This is a genomic window from Floridaenema evergladense BLCC-F167 (genome assembly GCF_041929205.2).
Lineage (GTDB): Bacteria > Cyanobacteriota > Cyanobacteriia > Cyanobacteriales > Aerosakkonemataceae > Floridanema > Floridanema evergladense.
Genome location: NZ_CM171625.1, coordinates 1,866,172 through 1,882,648, shown reverse-complemented (window position 1 = coordinate 1,882,648; position 16,477 = coordinate 1,866,172). Strand labels below are relative to the sequence as shown.

Genomic DNA, 16,477 nt, shown 5'->3' with positions numbered 1-16,477 from the left:
ACTTCTCCCAATCCCAGTCCCTAATCCCCAATCCCCAATCCCCAATCCCCAGTCCCCAATCCCCAGTCCCCAGTCCCCAATCCCCAATCCCCAATCCCATATTGACAAATCAAATAACTTTCTGGATAATAGTAGATTGTGTGCTAAAGTAATAAAGTACAAGCGGAACTGGCGGAATTGGTAGACGCGCATGATTCAGGTTCATGTGGTGCAAGCCTTCCGGGTTCAAGTCCCGGGTTCCGCATTACCATTTTAGAATTTGGATTTTAAATTTTCGCTCGACTCTAAAAATCCAAAATCTTAAAGTCCAAAATTTCTCATGTTGACCAGTCTGCAAAATCCACTGGTAAAGCAAATTCGCAAGCTGCATCAAGCTAAAGATCGGCAGGAACAGCAGCTTTGTTTGTTGGAAGGAACTCATCTGTTAACCGAAGCGATCGCTGTTGATTATCCCTTAATCACGGTTTGTTGCACTCCCCAATGGCAGGAGAAATACCCGGAACTTTGGCAACAAGCTTCCCAACGCTCCCAGAGATTAGAATTAGTCAGTCCAGAAGTAATTAAGGCGATCGCAACCACTGTCCAACCAGACGGTGTAGTAGCCACAGCAGCCCGCGCAGCCACCTTCCGCACCCAAGTACCTTATTCTGGATCGATATTAGCTTTAGAGACGATTCAAGACCCCGGCAATTTGGGGACGATGATTCGTACAGCAGCAGCAGCGGGAACATCCGGTTTATGGTTGAGTGCTGATAGTGTAGACTTAGACCATCCCAAGGTGTTAAGAGCCTCAGCCGGACAATGGTTTCGCTTACCAATGGCAGTCACAATAGATTTAAAGGCTGTGGTGCAGCAATGTCAAAAACAAGGAATGCAAGTGGTAGCAACCTTACCAGAAGCGAATTTGACTTATTGGGAAACGGACTTTCAAAAACCTAGCTTGATTTTATTGGGCAACGAAGGCGCAGGATTATCTGCGGATTTGGTAGCCCTGGCAGATAAAAAAGTGAAAATACCCCTTAGTCCAGGGGTGGAATCTTTAAATGTGGCGATCGCAGCTGCTTTAATTTTGTACGAAGCCCAACGCCAACGATATCAGAAAAACTTATGATTGGGGGTGCGATCGTTTTTCCATAAAAGCGTCAATGTCAGCTAACGCATCCTCAAAAATTTCTAAATCTTTGTTTTTCGCAGAAGGTTTTGCCGATGGAGAATCAAACTTAGGTTTTTCTTCTGTTTCAGTCAACATACTCTCAAAATCATTAAGGGATGCCATAAAAGCTTCCGCAGCTTCTTGACGCATTTTTTGCTTGTCGTTTTCCATAAGTAACTCCTAAAGTGTAGGGGGACTGGGGACTGGGGACTGGGGACTAGTCCCCTCTTCTAAAATATGCCCAATTCTGACATGATGATTGCTGATTGAAAAAAATGTTGTCTAAATTACCCGGTCTAGTTAAGAATTAAAAAGGGCTGTGAGCAACTGGAGAAGTTCAGGTGAGTCAGGGATTTGATTATGATTTAGCCATAGTTGGTGCTGGCGTGGGTGGTCATGGTGCTGCCCTTCATGCGGTAAGCTGTGGGTTGAAAACTGCGATCGTCGAAGCTGGCGATATGGGTGGAACCTGTGTTAATCGTGGTTGTATCCCATCAAAAGCGTTATTGGCAGCATCGGGTAGAGTGCGAGAATTACGCAACGCCCACCATTTGAAAACGCTAGGAATTCAAGTTGGCAATGTAGAATTTGACCGAGAGGCGATCGCAAATCATGCCGTTAACATTGTCTCTAAGCTACGCGGAGATTTAACCAACAGCTTAAAACGCATCGGCGTAGATACAATTTTAGGCTGGGCAAAATTGGCAGGCGCACAAAAATTATCCATCTCTACCAACGATGGACAGGAAAAAATTATTACTGCCGAAAATATTATTATTGCTTCTGGTTCTGTGCCTTGGATTCCTCCCGGAATCGAAGTTGATGGTAAAACAGTTTTTACCAGCGATGATGGGATTAAATTAGACTGGTTGCCGCAATGGGTGGCGATAGTTGGTAGTGGTTATATTGGGTTAGAATTTTCCGATATTTATTCGGCTTTGGGCTCGGAAATTACCTTAATTGAAGCGTTACCAGAATTAATGCCAGGTTTTGACCGAGATATTGCTAAAATTGCCGAAAGAATTCTCATTACTCCCAGAGATATTGAAACCAAAGTGGGAATGTTGGCGAAAAAAGTTACTCCAGGTTCGCCAGTAATTATCGAATTAGCAGATACTCAAACTAAAGAAACTGTAGAAGTTTTAGAAGTTGACGCTTGCTTAGTAGCGACAGGGAGAATTCCCTTTACTCAAAACTTGGGTTTGGAAACTGTGGGTGTAGAATTAGACCGTCGAGGTTATATCTCAGTTGATGATAGAATGGCTGTAGTTTCTAGCGGGGAAATTGTGCCAAATCTTTGGGCGATCGGAGATGCTACTGGTAAAATGATGTTAGCTCATGCTGCTTCTGCTCAAGGAATTGCTGCTGTAGAAAATATTTGTGGTAGACACAAAACGGTTGATTATCACAGTATTCCTGCTGCTGCATTTACTCATCCAGAAATTAGTTTTGTCGGTATGACAGAAACAGCGGCGAAAGAATTGGGAAGTAAAGAAGGTTTTGAAGTTGCCAGCGTGCGGAGTTATTTTAAAGGTAATTCTAAAGCGGTTGCTGAAGGAGAAGCGGATGGAATTGCTAAAGTGATTTACCGGAAAGATAACGGCGAAATTTTAGGAGTTCATATCATCGGTTTACACGCTTCGGACTTGATTCATGAAGCATCAAATGCGATCGCAAATCGTCAATCAATCCACACCTTAGCATACCTAGTTCACGCCCATCCCACACTCTCAGAAGTCCTCGACGACGCATACAAACGCGCCGCCGAAGCAGTCAAAGCATAAGAAGAGATGGGGGGATGGGGAGATGGGGGGATGGGGAGATGGGGAGATGAGGGAAGATAATTTAACTATCTAATTCTTCTACTTGTTCTACTCCCCCCACCTCCCCACCTCCCTACCTCCCCAGTCCCCAATCCCCAGTCCCCAGTCCCCAGTCCCCAATCCCCAGTCCCCAGTCCCCAAAAAATGGAAATTCGTCGTCGTCCCCCAAATCCCGCAGTTGCAGTTCAAGAGTTACGCTATCAAATAGTAGCTCCTGATGCTGCACCGAGAAACATTTTGGAAGAAATAGTTTGGCACAAAGAAACCGAAGTTGACCAAATGCGGGAACGTCTACCTTTGGTAGAATTACAGAAACAAATAGTTAATCTTCCCCCACCTCGCGACTTTATTGCTGCTTTAAAATCAGCAGCCCAAAAACCTGCTATTATTGCCGAAGTGAAAAAAGCTTCTCCTAGTAAAGGTGTACTCCGGGAAGATTTTGATCCGGTAGCAATTGCCCAAGCTTACCAAAAAGGGGGCGCTTCCTGTATTTCTGTATTGACAGATACTAAGTTTTTTCAAGGCGGATTTGAAAATTTAGCGCAAATTCGCCAAGCTGTAGACTTACCTCTGTTGTGTAAGGAATTTATCATTTATCCTTACCAAATTTATTTAGCCCGTTCAAAAGGTGCAGATGCAATCTTGCTAATTGCGGCGATTCTTTCTAATCAAGACTTGCAGTATTTTGTTAAAATTGCTCAAGTCTTGAAAATGGCAGTGTTGGTAGAAGTTCATTCCTTAGAAGAATTAGACCGAGTGTTAGCCTTAGAGAAGGTCAATTTAGTGGGAATTAACAATCGCAACTTGAAAGATTTCTCAGTTGATTTACAATTAACTTGCAATCTTCTCGCTACTCGCGGTCAACAACTAAAAGAACGCGGTATTGTAGTAGTAAGTGAGTCAGGATTGCATACTCCTGATGATTTACAATTAGTAGTAAAAGCTGGTGCTACTGGCGTACTAATTGGTGAGTCATTGGTAAAGCAACCAGACCCAGAACTAGCTATTAAGTCCTTAGTTAGTGATATTAACCCTAACTAATTGATTAGCTATTTGTTAACCTAATTTAAGTTTACCTATATGGAGCCAATACCTCTTCCCTCTCCTATTCAATACGAATTAATACTGCAATTGTTAGAAAGGAAAACTAATTTTGCTGTATCTGGCAATACAGAAGTTCAAGAAAAAGTAAGACAGTTGATGATTACATTAAGGAAAGCGATTGCCCAACAAAAGCAAATAGAAGATATTTGTTGCCAAGCGAAGTTACCGACAGCGTATTTTTGGTCTTTAAATCATGTGCTTGAGCATTCACCAGTAGAGGTAAATAGTGAGATAGAGAAAAGTCAGCCGCCAGTGTAAAATTTAAGATTTTCCTGATGGCTAAATCCAGAATACAATGTATAATAAAAAGTTACCCGTTTTAGGGAAAAGGCGATCGTTTTGAGTTAAGAAAATTATTTAATTCAGAATTTTTTGAGAAATGCTAAATTCAGAATTCACAATTATAAAGATAGCAGACTGTATCTAGGAGAGACTGATGGACGATAAGTTAATATTAATGATTCCGGGGCCAACACCTGTACCCGAACAAGCTTTACTCGCTTTGGCGAAACATCCCATTGGGCACCGTAGCAGCGAGTTTATCCCGATTATGGGGGAAGTTTTGCAAAATCTGAAATGGATTCACCAAACGCAAAATGATGTGCTTGTTCTGGCATCAAGCGGTACGGGGGCGATGGAAGCGGGGATTATTAATTTTTTGAGTCCTGGCGATCGCGTTTTGGTAGGATCGAATGGTAAGTTTGGCGAACGTTGGGGAGAAGTTTGTAAAGCTTACGGCTTGAATGCAGAGATTATCACCGCTGAATGGGGTAAAGCTTTAGATACGGAACAGTTCCGCGAAAAGCTGGAAGCAGACACAGAAAAGCAAATCAAAGCGGTAATTGTTACTCACAGCGAAACTTCTACAGGCGTATTAAATGACTTGGAAACTATTAACCGTTATGTTAAAGCTCACGGCGAAGCTTTAATTATTGTAGATGCGGTGACGAGTTTGGGCGCAGTTAATTTACCTGTTGATGAATGGGGAATTGATGTGGTAGCTTCGGGTTCGCAAAAAGGTTATATGATTCCTCCAGGTTTAGCTTTTGTGAGTGTGAGTGCAAAAGCTTGGGAAGCTTACAAAACGGCGAAGTTGCCGAAGTATTATTTGGATTTAGGCAAGTATCGCAAAGATGCGGCGAAAAATAGTTTTCCGTTTACGCCACCAGTGAATTTAATTGTGGCATTACAAGCTACTTTGCAGATGATGCAAAAAGAAGGTTTGGAAAATATTTTTGCCCGTCATCAACGGTTGAAAAATGCCACTCGTGAAGCGGTGAAAGCTTTGAGTTTGCCTTTGTTTGCGCCTGATAGTGCTGCTTCTGCGGCGATTACCGCAGTTGCGCCAGTACAGGTAGATGCCGAACAAATTCGCAAGATTTTGAAGAAGCGTTATGATATTGCAATGGCAGGAGGACAGGATCATTTAAACGGTAAAATTTTCCGTATTGGGCACTTGGGTTTTGTGAGCGATCGCGATATACTAACTGCGATCGCATCATTAGAAGCAGCCTTGCTAGAACTAGGTTACGATGCCTTCACCCCCGGCGCAGGTGTCGCCGCTGCTGCAAAGGTATTTAATAGTTAGTTAAATGGTAATTGGTAGTTGGTAAATAGAATTTTTCCTACTACCCACTACCCACTAAGCTGTCACGCATTTAAATAACTTATTGAGATTGCAGGGGGGCAGGGGAGCAGGGGAGAGAATTAGACTAATTTTCTTCTGTTTCCAAACAATCTAATTTAAATGCGGAACGGCTTACCCACTATAATTCACAACCAATTTCCCACCAAAACATAAGGTGCCCAAAAATAAGGATTTCGGTAATTACGGTTATTCAATAGCCTGATTTGAGCTCGACGTAAAGCTTCAGCTTTTGAGGTTCCCGGTGTTGTCAACTCTCGATAAAATTCCGTCATTAATACCGCAGTAGACTCATCACTCACTTTCCACAAAGTTGCTAAAGTACTGCGTGCGCCCGCCCTAACTGCTACGCCTGCCAGCCCTAACGCTGCCCGATTATCGCCAGTGGCAGTTTCGCAAGCACTTAATACTAATAATTCAATTTCGCTGGGTAAATTGGGATTTCTGCTTTTAAGTAAATTATCTAATTGTTTGACATTTATCGGCCCATCCCAAGCCAAAATAAATGTTTGTTTAAAGTTAGAACTAAATTGTCCGTGAGTAGCTAAATGAACTACTGGAAAAGGCAATTCTGCCACTTGTTTTTCTAAAGTTGCGCTAGTAAAATCTTGATTCAAAAGAGTGATTCCTGGAACTTCGGCATTAATTTGTTGCAATTCTAATTTCACTCCCGGCAATGCCGAATAACCTTCTCTTTCTTCACTCAAACCTCCTGTTAATGCCCTCAATCTTTCCCGACTTAAAGGTTGAGTTTTGAGTAATTGTAACCCTGGAGTCAAGGCGATATTATACTCTTCAATTAAATATTGTTTTCCATTATGCAAAGCTGCCATTGGAATATTTCGCAAAGCACCATCTAAGACAAACACTAGAGTTTGTACGCCGCTGGTTTGTAAATCTGCTTGCATGGGGCGAATTAACCAATCATATACTTGCTGAGAAATTTGTAAACGGTTTGCTTGATTAGAATGGCGAATTGCTAAAGCTTGTTCGAGTTGATGAATGGTGCTTTCAACTTGATTTTGCGGAATCGATATTTTATAATTTTTCAGGGGTTGTTGTGGTAAACTAACAATAATTTCCAATCTATCGGGAAGAATTACTGGATAAATAACTGCTGCTTTGACATCTAGTTTGTCAATTTGTTCGGGTTTGGCATCTAAACAAGCTTCTCGGAAAAAGTTATCTAATTCAGCTAACTGCAAAGATTCGATTACTTGACGTGCTTGGAGAAGTTTTGTTTGATTAACTTCTGCTTGGGGTTGCAAAAGTAAATCAACTAATTCCCGGTAAACAGGTTCTACGCTATCCCGAAAAGTGAATTGCACTTCTGGATTAATGTTTACTAAGTCGCTGCGGAGAGATTTTAAGGTGTTAATAGCTGTGGTGTAGGATGCGATCGCATTTTCCCAACTTTTCTGTGTTTTGTAAAGTCTCCCCAATTGCCATTCCCACAAATAACTAATATCCGTCGCATTAATTGAATTTGCCTGTTGTAAAGCTTGTTTAGTTAACTCTTCTGCATCTCGAAACTGCCCGGTTTTTTCGTACAATTCCCCTAGCGTACCTAAAGCATAAGATTCGGCGCGTTTATCTGCCAAAGTTTTCGCTTCTTGAACTGCATTCGCCAGTAACTTTGCTAAACTCTGTGGTTGCGTCAATTCTAAATTAGAATGAATTGATTCTAACATAGAATTAGCTAAATTAATCTGAGAAAAAACTTTACTTCTACTTGCTGGAATTTGAGCTAGTTCGGATTGAATTTCTCGCCACAAACTTTCTGCTTCACTTGCTTGTTTAGTTTCCAAAAACAACCGCATTTCATTAACTTGTGCTTGCAGTTTGAGATTACTAGAATTAGCTAAATTAACAGCTTTTTGGTAGGCTGCTAAAGCTGCTGCTTTCCTTTGTTGTATTTGTTGCTTATCTGCTGTATCTTCTGCTACTGCTTCGATTCTTCTAGCTAAAGCTAATTCTGTATTACCTAAATTAATTAAAGCTGTAGTTAGAGCAGAAGGAAATGATAACTTTTCGGCAATCTCTAAAGCTTGTTTACCTAATTCTTGCGACTTTTCTAAATCTCCATTAGTCCGAAGAATAGCACTTAAACTGAGTAAACCTTTAAGTTTTATATCGGCATTGGTTTGTGTTTGAATATTCTGCTCCAAATCTGTTAGAATTTTAGCCGATCGCTGATAAAACCCCAAAGTTTGTAAAGTTTGCGCTTGATTGATTAAACTGCCAATTTTCCCTGGTTCGTCTCCAGCTTTTTGGTAAGCAGCGGTAGCTTGTTGTAAAGTAGAAAGAGCGTTTTCCGTTTGTCCTAACAATTGTTGTAAACGTCCTTGGGTGTTGAAAGCAGTTGCCAAAACCCGATATTTTTCCCGGTTTGAGTCTGGGATTGTCTGCAATAAATTTAAGCTTTGGTTAATTGTGGATTGGGCGGATTGGCGATCGCCTAATTTCTGGTAAGCTAAAGAAAGGAAACTTAGAGTTAATGATTGGTTTAAAGTATCTTTTTGAGCAGCAAAGTTTCGTTCTGCTTGTTGCCAAATATTGATTGCTTCAGCAAATTGTTCTGTTTCGTATAAACTTTTTCCTTGTTGTAGTAATTCCAGGGAATTGTAGTTAGAAGAAATTGCACCGCACAGACGCAGATAGGAGTTACACGGAAGAGTAAGGTTTGCTATTGCTGGAGATGGAAGAAAGAGATTTTGCCAGGATAGGGAAATCGCTAGACCCAAGCATAAAGCTAAACTGAATTTGAAAGGGTTAAACATTTTTCTAAAGTTGATTTTAGCACTTAAAACTTGTTCGTAGTGATGACTTCAGTCGTTCCTTATGTTTAGTAGAAGGACTAAAGTCCTCACAACAAACCTATTCAAAATTCACCTTGAACGACAAGCAGGTAAATTAAAAGGTGCATCATGTAAGGTAAACTTAGTATTTTCAGCAGTCAAAATAACCTCGCCTTTACTCCCAATTACCCAACCTTGCGCTTCTACTATTGTAGGAGATTGGTAACTCTCTCTTGCAACTTTACTCCCCTGTACCCCTACACTCTTACTTACTTGCGGAATGCGTAAATCTTCCCAAAATAAATCACCACTTAAAGGTTCATTCGGATTAGTAGGAATACCACCCCTTCCAGTCACATAAAAAGTACTCACTTCCTCACCAACAGGACAAGTTTGAGCAATTAAATTAGTCGCATCCACCACTTGTACTTTAGGCAATTCTGGCGCTTTCACTTCCACCTCGCCTTCAATTATCAATTCTCCACGAGCATTAATAATACTGTCTGGCGAAACTAATAATAATAAATCAGAACCACTAGGAGCAGCAATATTAATATTACTTCCACCTGTGGGAGATTCCGCATCAGTAATTATCTTACTTCCTCCTAACAAAATCATTATTTCGGTATTAATGTTAATATTTCCCTCAGTTCCCCCCGCACCTGCATCAGCAGAAATTACACTTTGACGGCGTAAAACAACATTTTGCGAATCAAGAGTAATATTTCCCCCTGTACCTTTTTGAGATGCAGCCGAAATATTACCTTGATTATTCAGCAAAACAGTAGGAGAATCTATCTTTAAATTACCAGGAATTCCCTGTCCTGTAGATAACACTGAAATTTGTGCAGGGTTAGCAGTTCCATCAACATTTTTACCAACTCCCGCTACTTCCACATTATTAGCACTAATTGTCACATTTCCCGCTTTCCCTTGCGTTAATGGATTTAATGATGCTTGGGTTAAAGAAGCAGCTGCCACTCTTGCACCATCTCTAACAGTTAAACGTCCTGTTTCTACAATTAAATCTCCCCCATTTCCTGTAGCATTTCCTTCCACTCTCGCTAATAAACTACTAGGAAAAATTCCATCGGGAGAACGACCATTTAACAGCACATTTTCAGCTTTAACAGTTAAACTACCTCCATTTCCAATTCCCGTAGTAGAAGCAGTTACTTGACCTCCATTTCCTACTGTCAATTCCCTAGATTGAACATTTAAAAAACCAGCTGCACCAGTTCCGGTTGTTAAAACAGAAATTTGTGTTGGGTTAGAACTTCCATCAACATTTTTTCCCACTCCATTAATTTCTACCTTTTCCGTAGCACGAATTGTTAAAGTCCCCGCTTTTCCTTCTCCTAAAGAAGATGCTGTCACTCTTGCACCATTGGTGAGAGTCAAACGTTGAGTTTCTATCACCACATTTCCCGCATTTCCCGTTGCTTTTGGTTCAACTCTCGCTAATAAACCGCTGGGAAAACTACCATCGGGAGAACGACCATTTAATTGCACTTCTTCAGCTTTTACAGTTAAATTTCCCCCATTACTAATTCCCTGAGTAGAAGCTGATACTTGACCGCCATTTTCAGCAATTAATTTTCTAGCTTGAATGTCTAAAGTTCCAGCTTCACCAGTTCCAGTACTTAAAACTGATATCTGAGTAGGATTAACTGAACCATCGATATTTTTTCCCACCCCCGTTACTTCTACTGTATCTTGAGCGCGAATGGTTAAACTTCCCCCTTTTCCTGCACCTAAAGAAGCAGCAGCAATTCTTGCGCCATTTGCTATTGTCAAATTTTCTGTATTTATAGTAATATTTCCAGCGCTTCCTGTGGCTTCTTGTTTAGTTCTCGCTAAAATTCCACTAGGCGCTGTACCCTCAAATGACCTACCATCAATTTGAATTTGATTGGCTTGAATGTCAATGTTTCCTGCATTTCCACTCGCAAAAGTTTCGGAAGATATTTGTCCGCCTTCACGAGCTACTAAATTTCCCGTTTGAACGTTTATTTTTCCTGCATTTCCTGCGCCTGTGGTTTGGGTAGATAATGCGCTTGGGTAAAGGATGTTTTGTTGGTTTTGGGTGACACTTTTTGCCCCAATTATTTCTATTTTATCTGTTGCTTGTACGGCAATATTCCCGGCGTTAGCTGGCGCATCTGTTAAGGAAGAAGCTGCTATTCTTGCCCCACCTTCGACGCGCAAATTTCTGGTATTAATGTTGATATTTCCACCATTTCCTGTAGCGTTTGACTCAACTCTAGCTTGCAAGGCGCTGGGAGTTCCATCTGCTAATCTACCAATAATGTCCACAGATTCAGAGGCATTTACTGTTAAGTTTCCTCCGGGTTCTGCACCTAAAGTGTTGGCTTTGATTTGGGAACCGTCGGTTAATCTTAAAGTTCTACTTTGCACGAAAATATTCCCACCACCAAAACCACTGGTATCAACTGTGGCTGTTTGGGAAAGTTGAATGTCTCCTAGTTGGGTTGTTGGTGGTTGAGTATTACTAAATAGTGACCATGAACCATTGTTAATTGCTGCTAATTCTATTCTTCCTTTTTCTGCTTTCAAGTTGCCACCGAGAAAGTTTATTTGATTAGCTACTAAGGATATAGTTTGACCCGGTTGCACTTGTAAGTTTGCGCCTTGGACTGTAATTCCTGAAGGAGAAATCGCTGAGGAATTTAGCTGTAAACCAAGGGGAACACTAACGGTTAATAAGGGCGTGGTTCCTGTAGAATTGGCGTTAAATTGAGTGCCGTCGGCAAAGTTAATTGCTTGGGCGGTACTGGCAATAAATGCGCCGCCAATGTTTAATTGAGCGTTTGGCCCAAAAATAATGCCGTTGGGATTTAAGATGAACAGGTTAGCAGTACCGTTGGCTTTAATTAAGCCATCAATGTTAGAAATTGAGTTACCTGTAATGCGAGTAATAATATTTTGAATGTCTGCTGAGTTGTTAAAGTTTGCGGTGTCTTTTGTGGGAAGGGAAAATTCTTGAAAGCTATGAAATAAATTTTTACCTGCTTGTGTTCCGCCGTTAATGAGGTAAATTACAGGTGTTCTTTGCCCTGGTGGGTTGGGATTGGGGGATGTGTCGTTAGTTGGTGTAACTGTGGAATTACTGGGTAGTGTTCTGTCGGGAATTATCTGTGCTGAGGTGGGATGAGATAGAACTAAAAAAAATAGATAACTCCCTAATTTTAGCCAAAGTCTAATATGAGCTATTTTGTTCATAAAATTTATCGCTAAAGGCGACTAATAAAAGGTTATTTCATGAATCATTTTAGCTTGTGTAGGGTGCGTCAGACCTTTGCAGCAAGGGAGGTAGAACCTCCCAGACTTTGTTCCCAGGTTGAACCTGGGAACGAGAAGCAGAGGCTCCGCCTCTTGGTGCAAGATTTTATTGAGAAAAATTTATGGATTAATCAAATTTTTTTCAGAGATTTCACTGAGGCCAGCCGATCGCAATAGTTCGCGCCACTCTATAGTTAATTGCGAATTTCCCGGAGAAGAGTACCTTAACTGAGCTAAGTAAGCTAAAGCTTCATACCAAATTTTATATTGACGGAATAAACTAGCGCGATCGCTTAATGATGCTTTCTGTATTTGTTCGTTGATAGCAGGACGCAACTGTGTCCGCCAAATCCAACCTTCGACAACTAAATCTCGCTTTCTATTTGCCGGGTCGCAGCGAATCACAAAGTACCATTGATAGCTCTTTCCCACCTCTAAACCGGGCGCATTTTTGGGAAGTTTAAAGCCAAAGATGCCTGGAACTTTCGGTGTAGTGAAATTAGTCCGGTACACCTCTTTTTCTTCAGTATCATTGAGGATAAATTCTACAGTATTAGCACCAGTCTGAGGGAGGTAGACAAAAAATGTTGGATATGCTTCTACTGTTAATCCCGTCAATTGGATAATTTTCGTCCGTGAGTTAGTAGTTTGTTCGCTAACTTTGGGGACTAAAGCTGTTAATGGTGGATTAGAAACCTGTAAATCATTGGGACATTTTAATTGTGTAGAAATTTCTGCTGGACGATTTCCACCAGATTCTCTTCTTCCGGGAGAACTAATATCTGATGGTGGTTCATAAGCAGATGAGCTATTAATCTCCCAAGGACTAGATGTATTTTGATTGGTTGGCGTAGTTTCTGCTTGAGTTGGTAAGGAACTAAAAGTAAATAATTTACAAATTAGTAACAAAGTTAAAGCGATCGAATAAGAAGAAAGTTGCTGTGCCATAATTTTTAAGTTATTTCTTTTTAATGCTTACCCTACTATTTTAAATTTTGAGCAGAAAAGAATGGGTCAGCGATCGCCAACCCATTCTCTGCTGTGGTATGAAATTTTGCGTCACCCCTCGATTCCGTCGTAACTTGCTGGTAAATACTCGCTTTGACATGATCGCCAGATCCTTGGGGATAATTAATTATTAAGCTTGTTCCAACCAATCATATATCCGGTCTAACTGTTCTAATGTTACCAAACCATATTGCCAAAGAATCATTGGCAAAGGCCCCGGGTCTTGCTTGCTGTGTCTTAACGCGATCGAGAGCGATGCGCCAGAAATTGACAGCTCTTCTTGCAAAAATTTAATAAATCTCGAATAGTTTGTGGGTGCCACTCCTACTTTCACCTCCTGTACTAGACACCATTTTCCGATCTTCGTCTTTCCGGCGTATAAATCCGGTAGACAGTATTCTTTTTGTCACTGCTCTTTGGTTATAAATATTGTTTGTCAACTTACCCAAACCCAAGTCAAATCAGACTTTGGCAGCACAGACAATACTCAAAACCTGAGTAATATAGATGATGAGTTGAGGATTAAGTTTAATTATTTTCAGCAGCTTATTGGCTAAAAATCATCTTAGAAAAACAGCTTTTTATTCAGCTTTTTACCTCAACAAAGTTGTTTTTTTATTGTGATCTTGTTTTACCTCAGTGCCTTAACTAACCTCATCTCTAACAAGGAAGATGTCTGACTAGTTCCTCTACTATATCTACAGGTGTATAGTGAGAAATTCCCAGCATCTTTAGTTCATTATTTTTGCTTTTTTGGCCTAACTCTTCTGGAAACTTTACGATCTCATGAAAAGTTATTTTCGCCAAAGTCTGCTACTTCTGCGTTTAACGCGGTTTCTTTAGTTCTGCCTGTGAATTGCTCTCACCTCACACCTAATTTCCCTTTACCTCAAGAGAAATATCGCTAAGCTTTAACTCACAACTCTTAGGTACTCTCTTGTTGGCTCCTCAAAGGGATTCACAAGTCAGAACATCAGGAATTTAACTTTTGTCAGTATTTTAAGCAAGCATACTTTACAGATAGTAACTTACTTTTTTTCCTGACTCAATCTTGCACTTTCGGTAGTTTTGCTGACTCTAAGGGCAAGTCTCTTCTGAATTCGCGCTGCCAGGACAGCGTAGCAAATTCTTGAGGTTATCTATCAATATAGACACCAATGTTAACATTTAGGTTCAAAAATTATAAGATTTCAACAAATTATGGTAAAGATTTTGTATGGTTTGCAGGTTGGGGGGAAAAATACTGAATTTTTACCTCTTGTCCGACTTTAATCCCCATTTCCGAGGCTCTACCCCCACGTAGCTCGATTACTTGGTCTATAGTTCCATCAGGGCCATAACTAGGACAGGGGTCTTGCTTACAAGGTGGGACGTTAGCGGCGATCGCTCTGACTACTCCATCTCTTAAAAAAAGCATATCTAAGGGAATTAAGGTATTTTTCATCCAAAAGCTAACTCTTTGAGGCGGAGAAAAGGAAAACAACATTCCGCGATCGTCCGGTAAACTTCGACGATACATCAACCCTAAAGACTGCTCTTCGGGAGTGCGAGTCACTTCTAGCTGCACAACTTCACCGCTAACAAAGGTAGCTTTAGCCGAAATCGGCAACATTTGACCCAAATTTTCGGCTAATTCCCGATCGTTAGAAAATTTTATCCTTTCTTTCTGGGGAATCAAAGCTGTATCTCCATTCACAGATGCAATTGCAGAGCAACCCATCAACCAAATTCCCAACCCTAAACTTAGCGCAGAGCAGAAGAAACGATCGAACAGTCGAAAACGAGTAAAAAGTTCAACAAAAAAGCCTTCTGTTTTCTGCCTTCTGCCTTTCATCACTGTACCCTTCTCCTACTGTTTTTACGTTTCTCGCAGTACGTAACCTACGCCTCTGACGGTTTGAATTAAGCGTCTTTCATTTTCTTGTTCGATTTTCAGACGCAAATAACGAATATACACCTCAATGACGTTAGATTCTCCCATAAAGTTGTCACCCCAGACATTTTCCAAAATTTGCTCTCTGGTTAAAACTTCGCGGGGATGTTCCATGAGGTACTTCAACAAGTCATATTCCTTCATCGTCAAGTCTATGACTCTGCCATTACGCAAAGCTCGGCGCGTACCTAAATCTAAAACTAAGTCACAGAATCGTAACTGTTCCGAGCTATAGTTATCCGGCTGGAGATAAAGACGGACTAACTTTAAAAACGTTTCCGATCGATAGGGTTTAAGAAAGTAATCATCTGCGCCTGCTTCTAAACAAGCAACGCGATCGTCCACACTATCACGCGCCATCATCAGTAACACAGGTGCTCTATTTCCCGCACGCCGCAGATTTTTACACACCCCTAATCCAGAATCCCCAGCTAACATCCGGTCTACTACAATTAAAGCTGGTTGCCGATCTATAGCTTGCAGCATTCCAGTATTTGCATCGTAAGCCACAATTGGTTCATAGCCTGATTCTTTTAAATCAAGGCTGACACTTTGCGCCAAGGTTTCATCTGTTTCTATGACTAAGACGCAAGGGCTGTTATTAACGGTAATAGTATTCATAACGCTCCAACTTTATAAGCATTAATACTTGACCTTACTGTAACACCTATCTGTTTTAGCACGTTTATTGGAGGAAAAGTGCTGCTTGGTATTATAATAAAGCCTACTTTTAAGCCTGCCAGGGCAATACTGAGTTAACTTTGTTAAATTTAGAACAAACAATTTGCTTTAATCGTGTAGAATATTATGTGAAAAGCAAACATCAATCCAGATTTTAACAATATCCAAGCTATTAGCAGTTTCAAAGCCTACAAATTGCTAATAGCTGATAGCTGGGTTAGAAAAAGCAACCATAACAATGTATAACTATGAATAATTTATTAATCAGCAAGATGCAAAGACCTTGCGTTTCTTATATGACGAATATTCCCGACGCTCTTGCCATTAAAGTTGAGCAAGTGACAGATTTACCCCATGCTTTGCAACACTTAGGATTGCAAGAATCGCGCCCTACATTAGTCATTGTCGGTGGTGCTAGTGGACTAACGCAGGAGTATTACACCTGTTTACAAAGACTGTTTGAAGAAAAAATAGTCCCCTTAGCAGAAAAATTTCAAGCTTACGTAGTAGATGGTGGTACTGATGCTGGCGTAATGCAATTAATGGGAAAAGCGCGTTCAAATTTAGGTGGAACATTTCCCTTAATTGGTGTAGCGGCAATTGGAACTTTAATACTTCCAGATATTGAGAATACCTTTGCCGATGCAGCACCTTTAGAACCGAATCATACACACTTTGTACTCGTTCCTGGTAATAATTGGGGAGATGAATCTCCTTGGATTGCTGATGTGGCAACTGCTTTAGCTAACGGCGCACCTTCGGTAACAGTTTTGATTAATGGTGGAGGAATCACTTTAAGAGATGCGAGTAATAGTATGAGAGTCGATCGACCATTGATCGTAGTTGCTGGTAGTGGGAGAACAGCCGATCGCATTGTAGCTGCCTTGCGAGGAGAAGTTAGCGACGAGCAAGTAATCCAAGTGGCTAAATTTGAAAAATTAACTGCTGTTGAACTAGAAGACGACTTCCACTCGATTGGAGAAGCGATCGCTCACAAACTTTCCTCCAAATAGTCACAATTAGTCACTT

At 40.8% G+C, this 16,477-nt stretch carries 13 protein-coding genes and 1 tRNA gene; 7 read left to right on the top strand and 7 right to left on the bottom strand.

What is annotated here, in order from left to right:
- The first annotated feature begins 162 nt into the window (after nt 1-162).
- Together ACE1CA_RS09005 and ACE1CA_RS09000 are read left to right on the top strand one after the other, a co-directional pair.
- Nucleotides 163-244 (top strand) — tRNA-Leu (locus tag ACE1CA_RS09005).
- A 75-nt stretch (nt 245-319) separates the two neighbouring features.
- A complete protein-coding gene (locus ACE1CA_RS09000; protein ID WP_486517724.1) occupies nt 320-1,111 on the top strand; it encodes a TrmH family RNA methyltransferase in 792 nt (263 codons plus the stop codon).
- Here ACE1CA_RS09000 and ACE1CA_RS08995 read toward each other — a convergent pair.
- Nucleotides 1,106-1,324, bottom strand: a complete 219-nt coding sequence (locus tag ACE1CA_RS08995) for a hypothetical protein (protein ID WP_486517723.1) — start codon at nt 1,322-1,324, stop codon at nt 1,106-1,108. The two genes, ACE1CA_RS09000 and ACE1CA_RS08995, sit on opposite strands and share 6 nt — an antisense overlap.
- A 170-nt stretch (nt 1,325-1,494) precedes the next feature.
- Between ACE1CA_RS08995 and lpdA the strand changes: the two genes are divergently transcribed.
- The 4 genes from lpdA to ACE1CA_RS08975 all read left to right on the top strand — a co-directional run bounded on the left by lpdA (nt 1,495) and on the right by ACE1CA_RS08975 (nt 5,668).
- On the top strand, nt 1,495-2,937 hold the full coding sequence (lpdA, locus tag ACE1CA_RS08990; RefSeq protein WP_486517722.1) for a dihydrolipoyl dehydrogenase: 1,443 nt from the start codon (nt 1,495-1,497) through the stop codon (nt 2,935-2,937).
- A gap of 183 nt (nt 2,938-3,120) precedes the next feature.
- Entirely contained in the window at nt 3,121-4,017 is an 897-nt protein-coding gene (trpC, locus tag ACE1CA_RS08985; protein WP_413277557.1) for an indole-3-glycerol phosphate synthase TrpC, read from the top strand.
- Nucleotides 4,018-4,056: 39 nt separating this feature from the next.
- Nucleotides 4,057-4,338: a DUF5340 domain-containing protein gene (locus ACE1CA_RS08980; RefSeq protein WP_413277556.1), complete on the top strand. Its 282-nt coding sequence runs from the start codon at nt 4,057-4,059 to the stop codon at nt 4,336-4,338.
- 178 nt (nt 4,339-4,516) lie between these two features.
- Nucleotides 4,517-5,668 (top strand): pyridoxal-phosphate-dependent aminotransferase family protein, encoded by a 1,152-nt coding sequence (locus tag ACE1CA_RS08975; protein WP_413277555.1) that lies wholly within the window; start codon nt 4,517-4,519, stop codon nt 5,666-5,668.
- Nucleotides 5,669-5,853: 185 nt separating this feature from the next.
- On the opposite strand, the gene ACE1CA_RS08970 is transcribed toward ACE1CA_RS08975, so the two are convergent.
- The 6 genes from ACE1CA_RS08970 to nblR all read right to left on the bottom strand — a co-directional run bounded on the left by ACE1CA_RS08970 (nt 5,854) and on the right by nblR (nt 15,388).
- The gene (locus ACE1CA_RS08970) at nt 5,854-8,505 is read right to left on the bottom strand and encodes a CHAT domain-containing protein (RefSeq protein ID WP_413277554.1); all 2,652 of its coding nucleotides are present in this window, start codon (nt 8,503-8,505) and stop codon (nt 5,854-5,856) included.
- A gap of 108 nt (nt 8,506-8,613) precedes the next feature.
- Nucleotides 8,614-11,766: a two-partner secretion domain-containing protein gene (locus ACE1CA_RS08965; protein WP_413277553.1), complete on the bottom strand. Its 3,153-nt coding sequence runs from the start codon at nt 11,764-11,766 to the stop codon at nt 8,614-8,616.
- Between the two features lie 180 nt (nt 11,767-11,946).
- On the bottom strand, nt 11,947-12,774 hold the full coding sequence (locus tag ACE1CA_RS08960) for a DUF928 domain-containing protein (RefSeq protein WP_413277552.1): 828 nt from the start codon (nt 12,772-12,774) through the stop codon (nt 11,947-11,949).
- A 190-nt stretch (nt 12,775-12,964) separates the two neighbouring features.
- Nucleotides 12,965-13,156 (bottom strand): DUF2949 domain-containing protein, encoded by a 192-nt coding sequence (locus ACE1CA_RS08955; protein WP_413277551.1) that lies wholly within the window; start codon nt 13,154-13,156, stop codon nt 12,965-12,967.
- Nucleotides 13,157-14,032: 876 nt separating this feature from the next.
- Nucleotides 14,033-14,668 (bottom strand): DUF192 domain-containing protein, encoded by a 636-nt coding sequence (locus ACE1CA_RS08950; protein WP_413277558.1) that lies wholly within the window; start codon nt 14,666-14,668, stop codon nt 14,033-14,035.
- 24 nt (nt 14,669-14,692) lie between these two features.
- Nucleotides 14,693-15,388, bottom strand: a complete 696-nt coding sequence (gene nblR, locus ACE1CA_RS08945; RefSeq protein ID WP_413277550.1) for a response regulator transcription factor NblR — start codon at nt 15,386-15,388, stop codon at nt 14,693-14,695.
- A 308-nt stretch (nt 15,389-15,696) separates the two neighbouring features.
- On the opposite strand from nblR, the gene ACE1CA_RS08940 reads away from it, so the two are divergent.
- Complete coding sequence (locus tag ACE1CA_RS08940; protein ID WP_413277549.1) at nt 15,697-16,461, top strand: hypothetical protein; 765 nt, start codon at nt 15,697-15,699, stop codon at nt 16,459-16,461.
- The last annotated feature ends 16 nt before the right edge of the window (nt 16,462-16,477 follow it).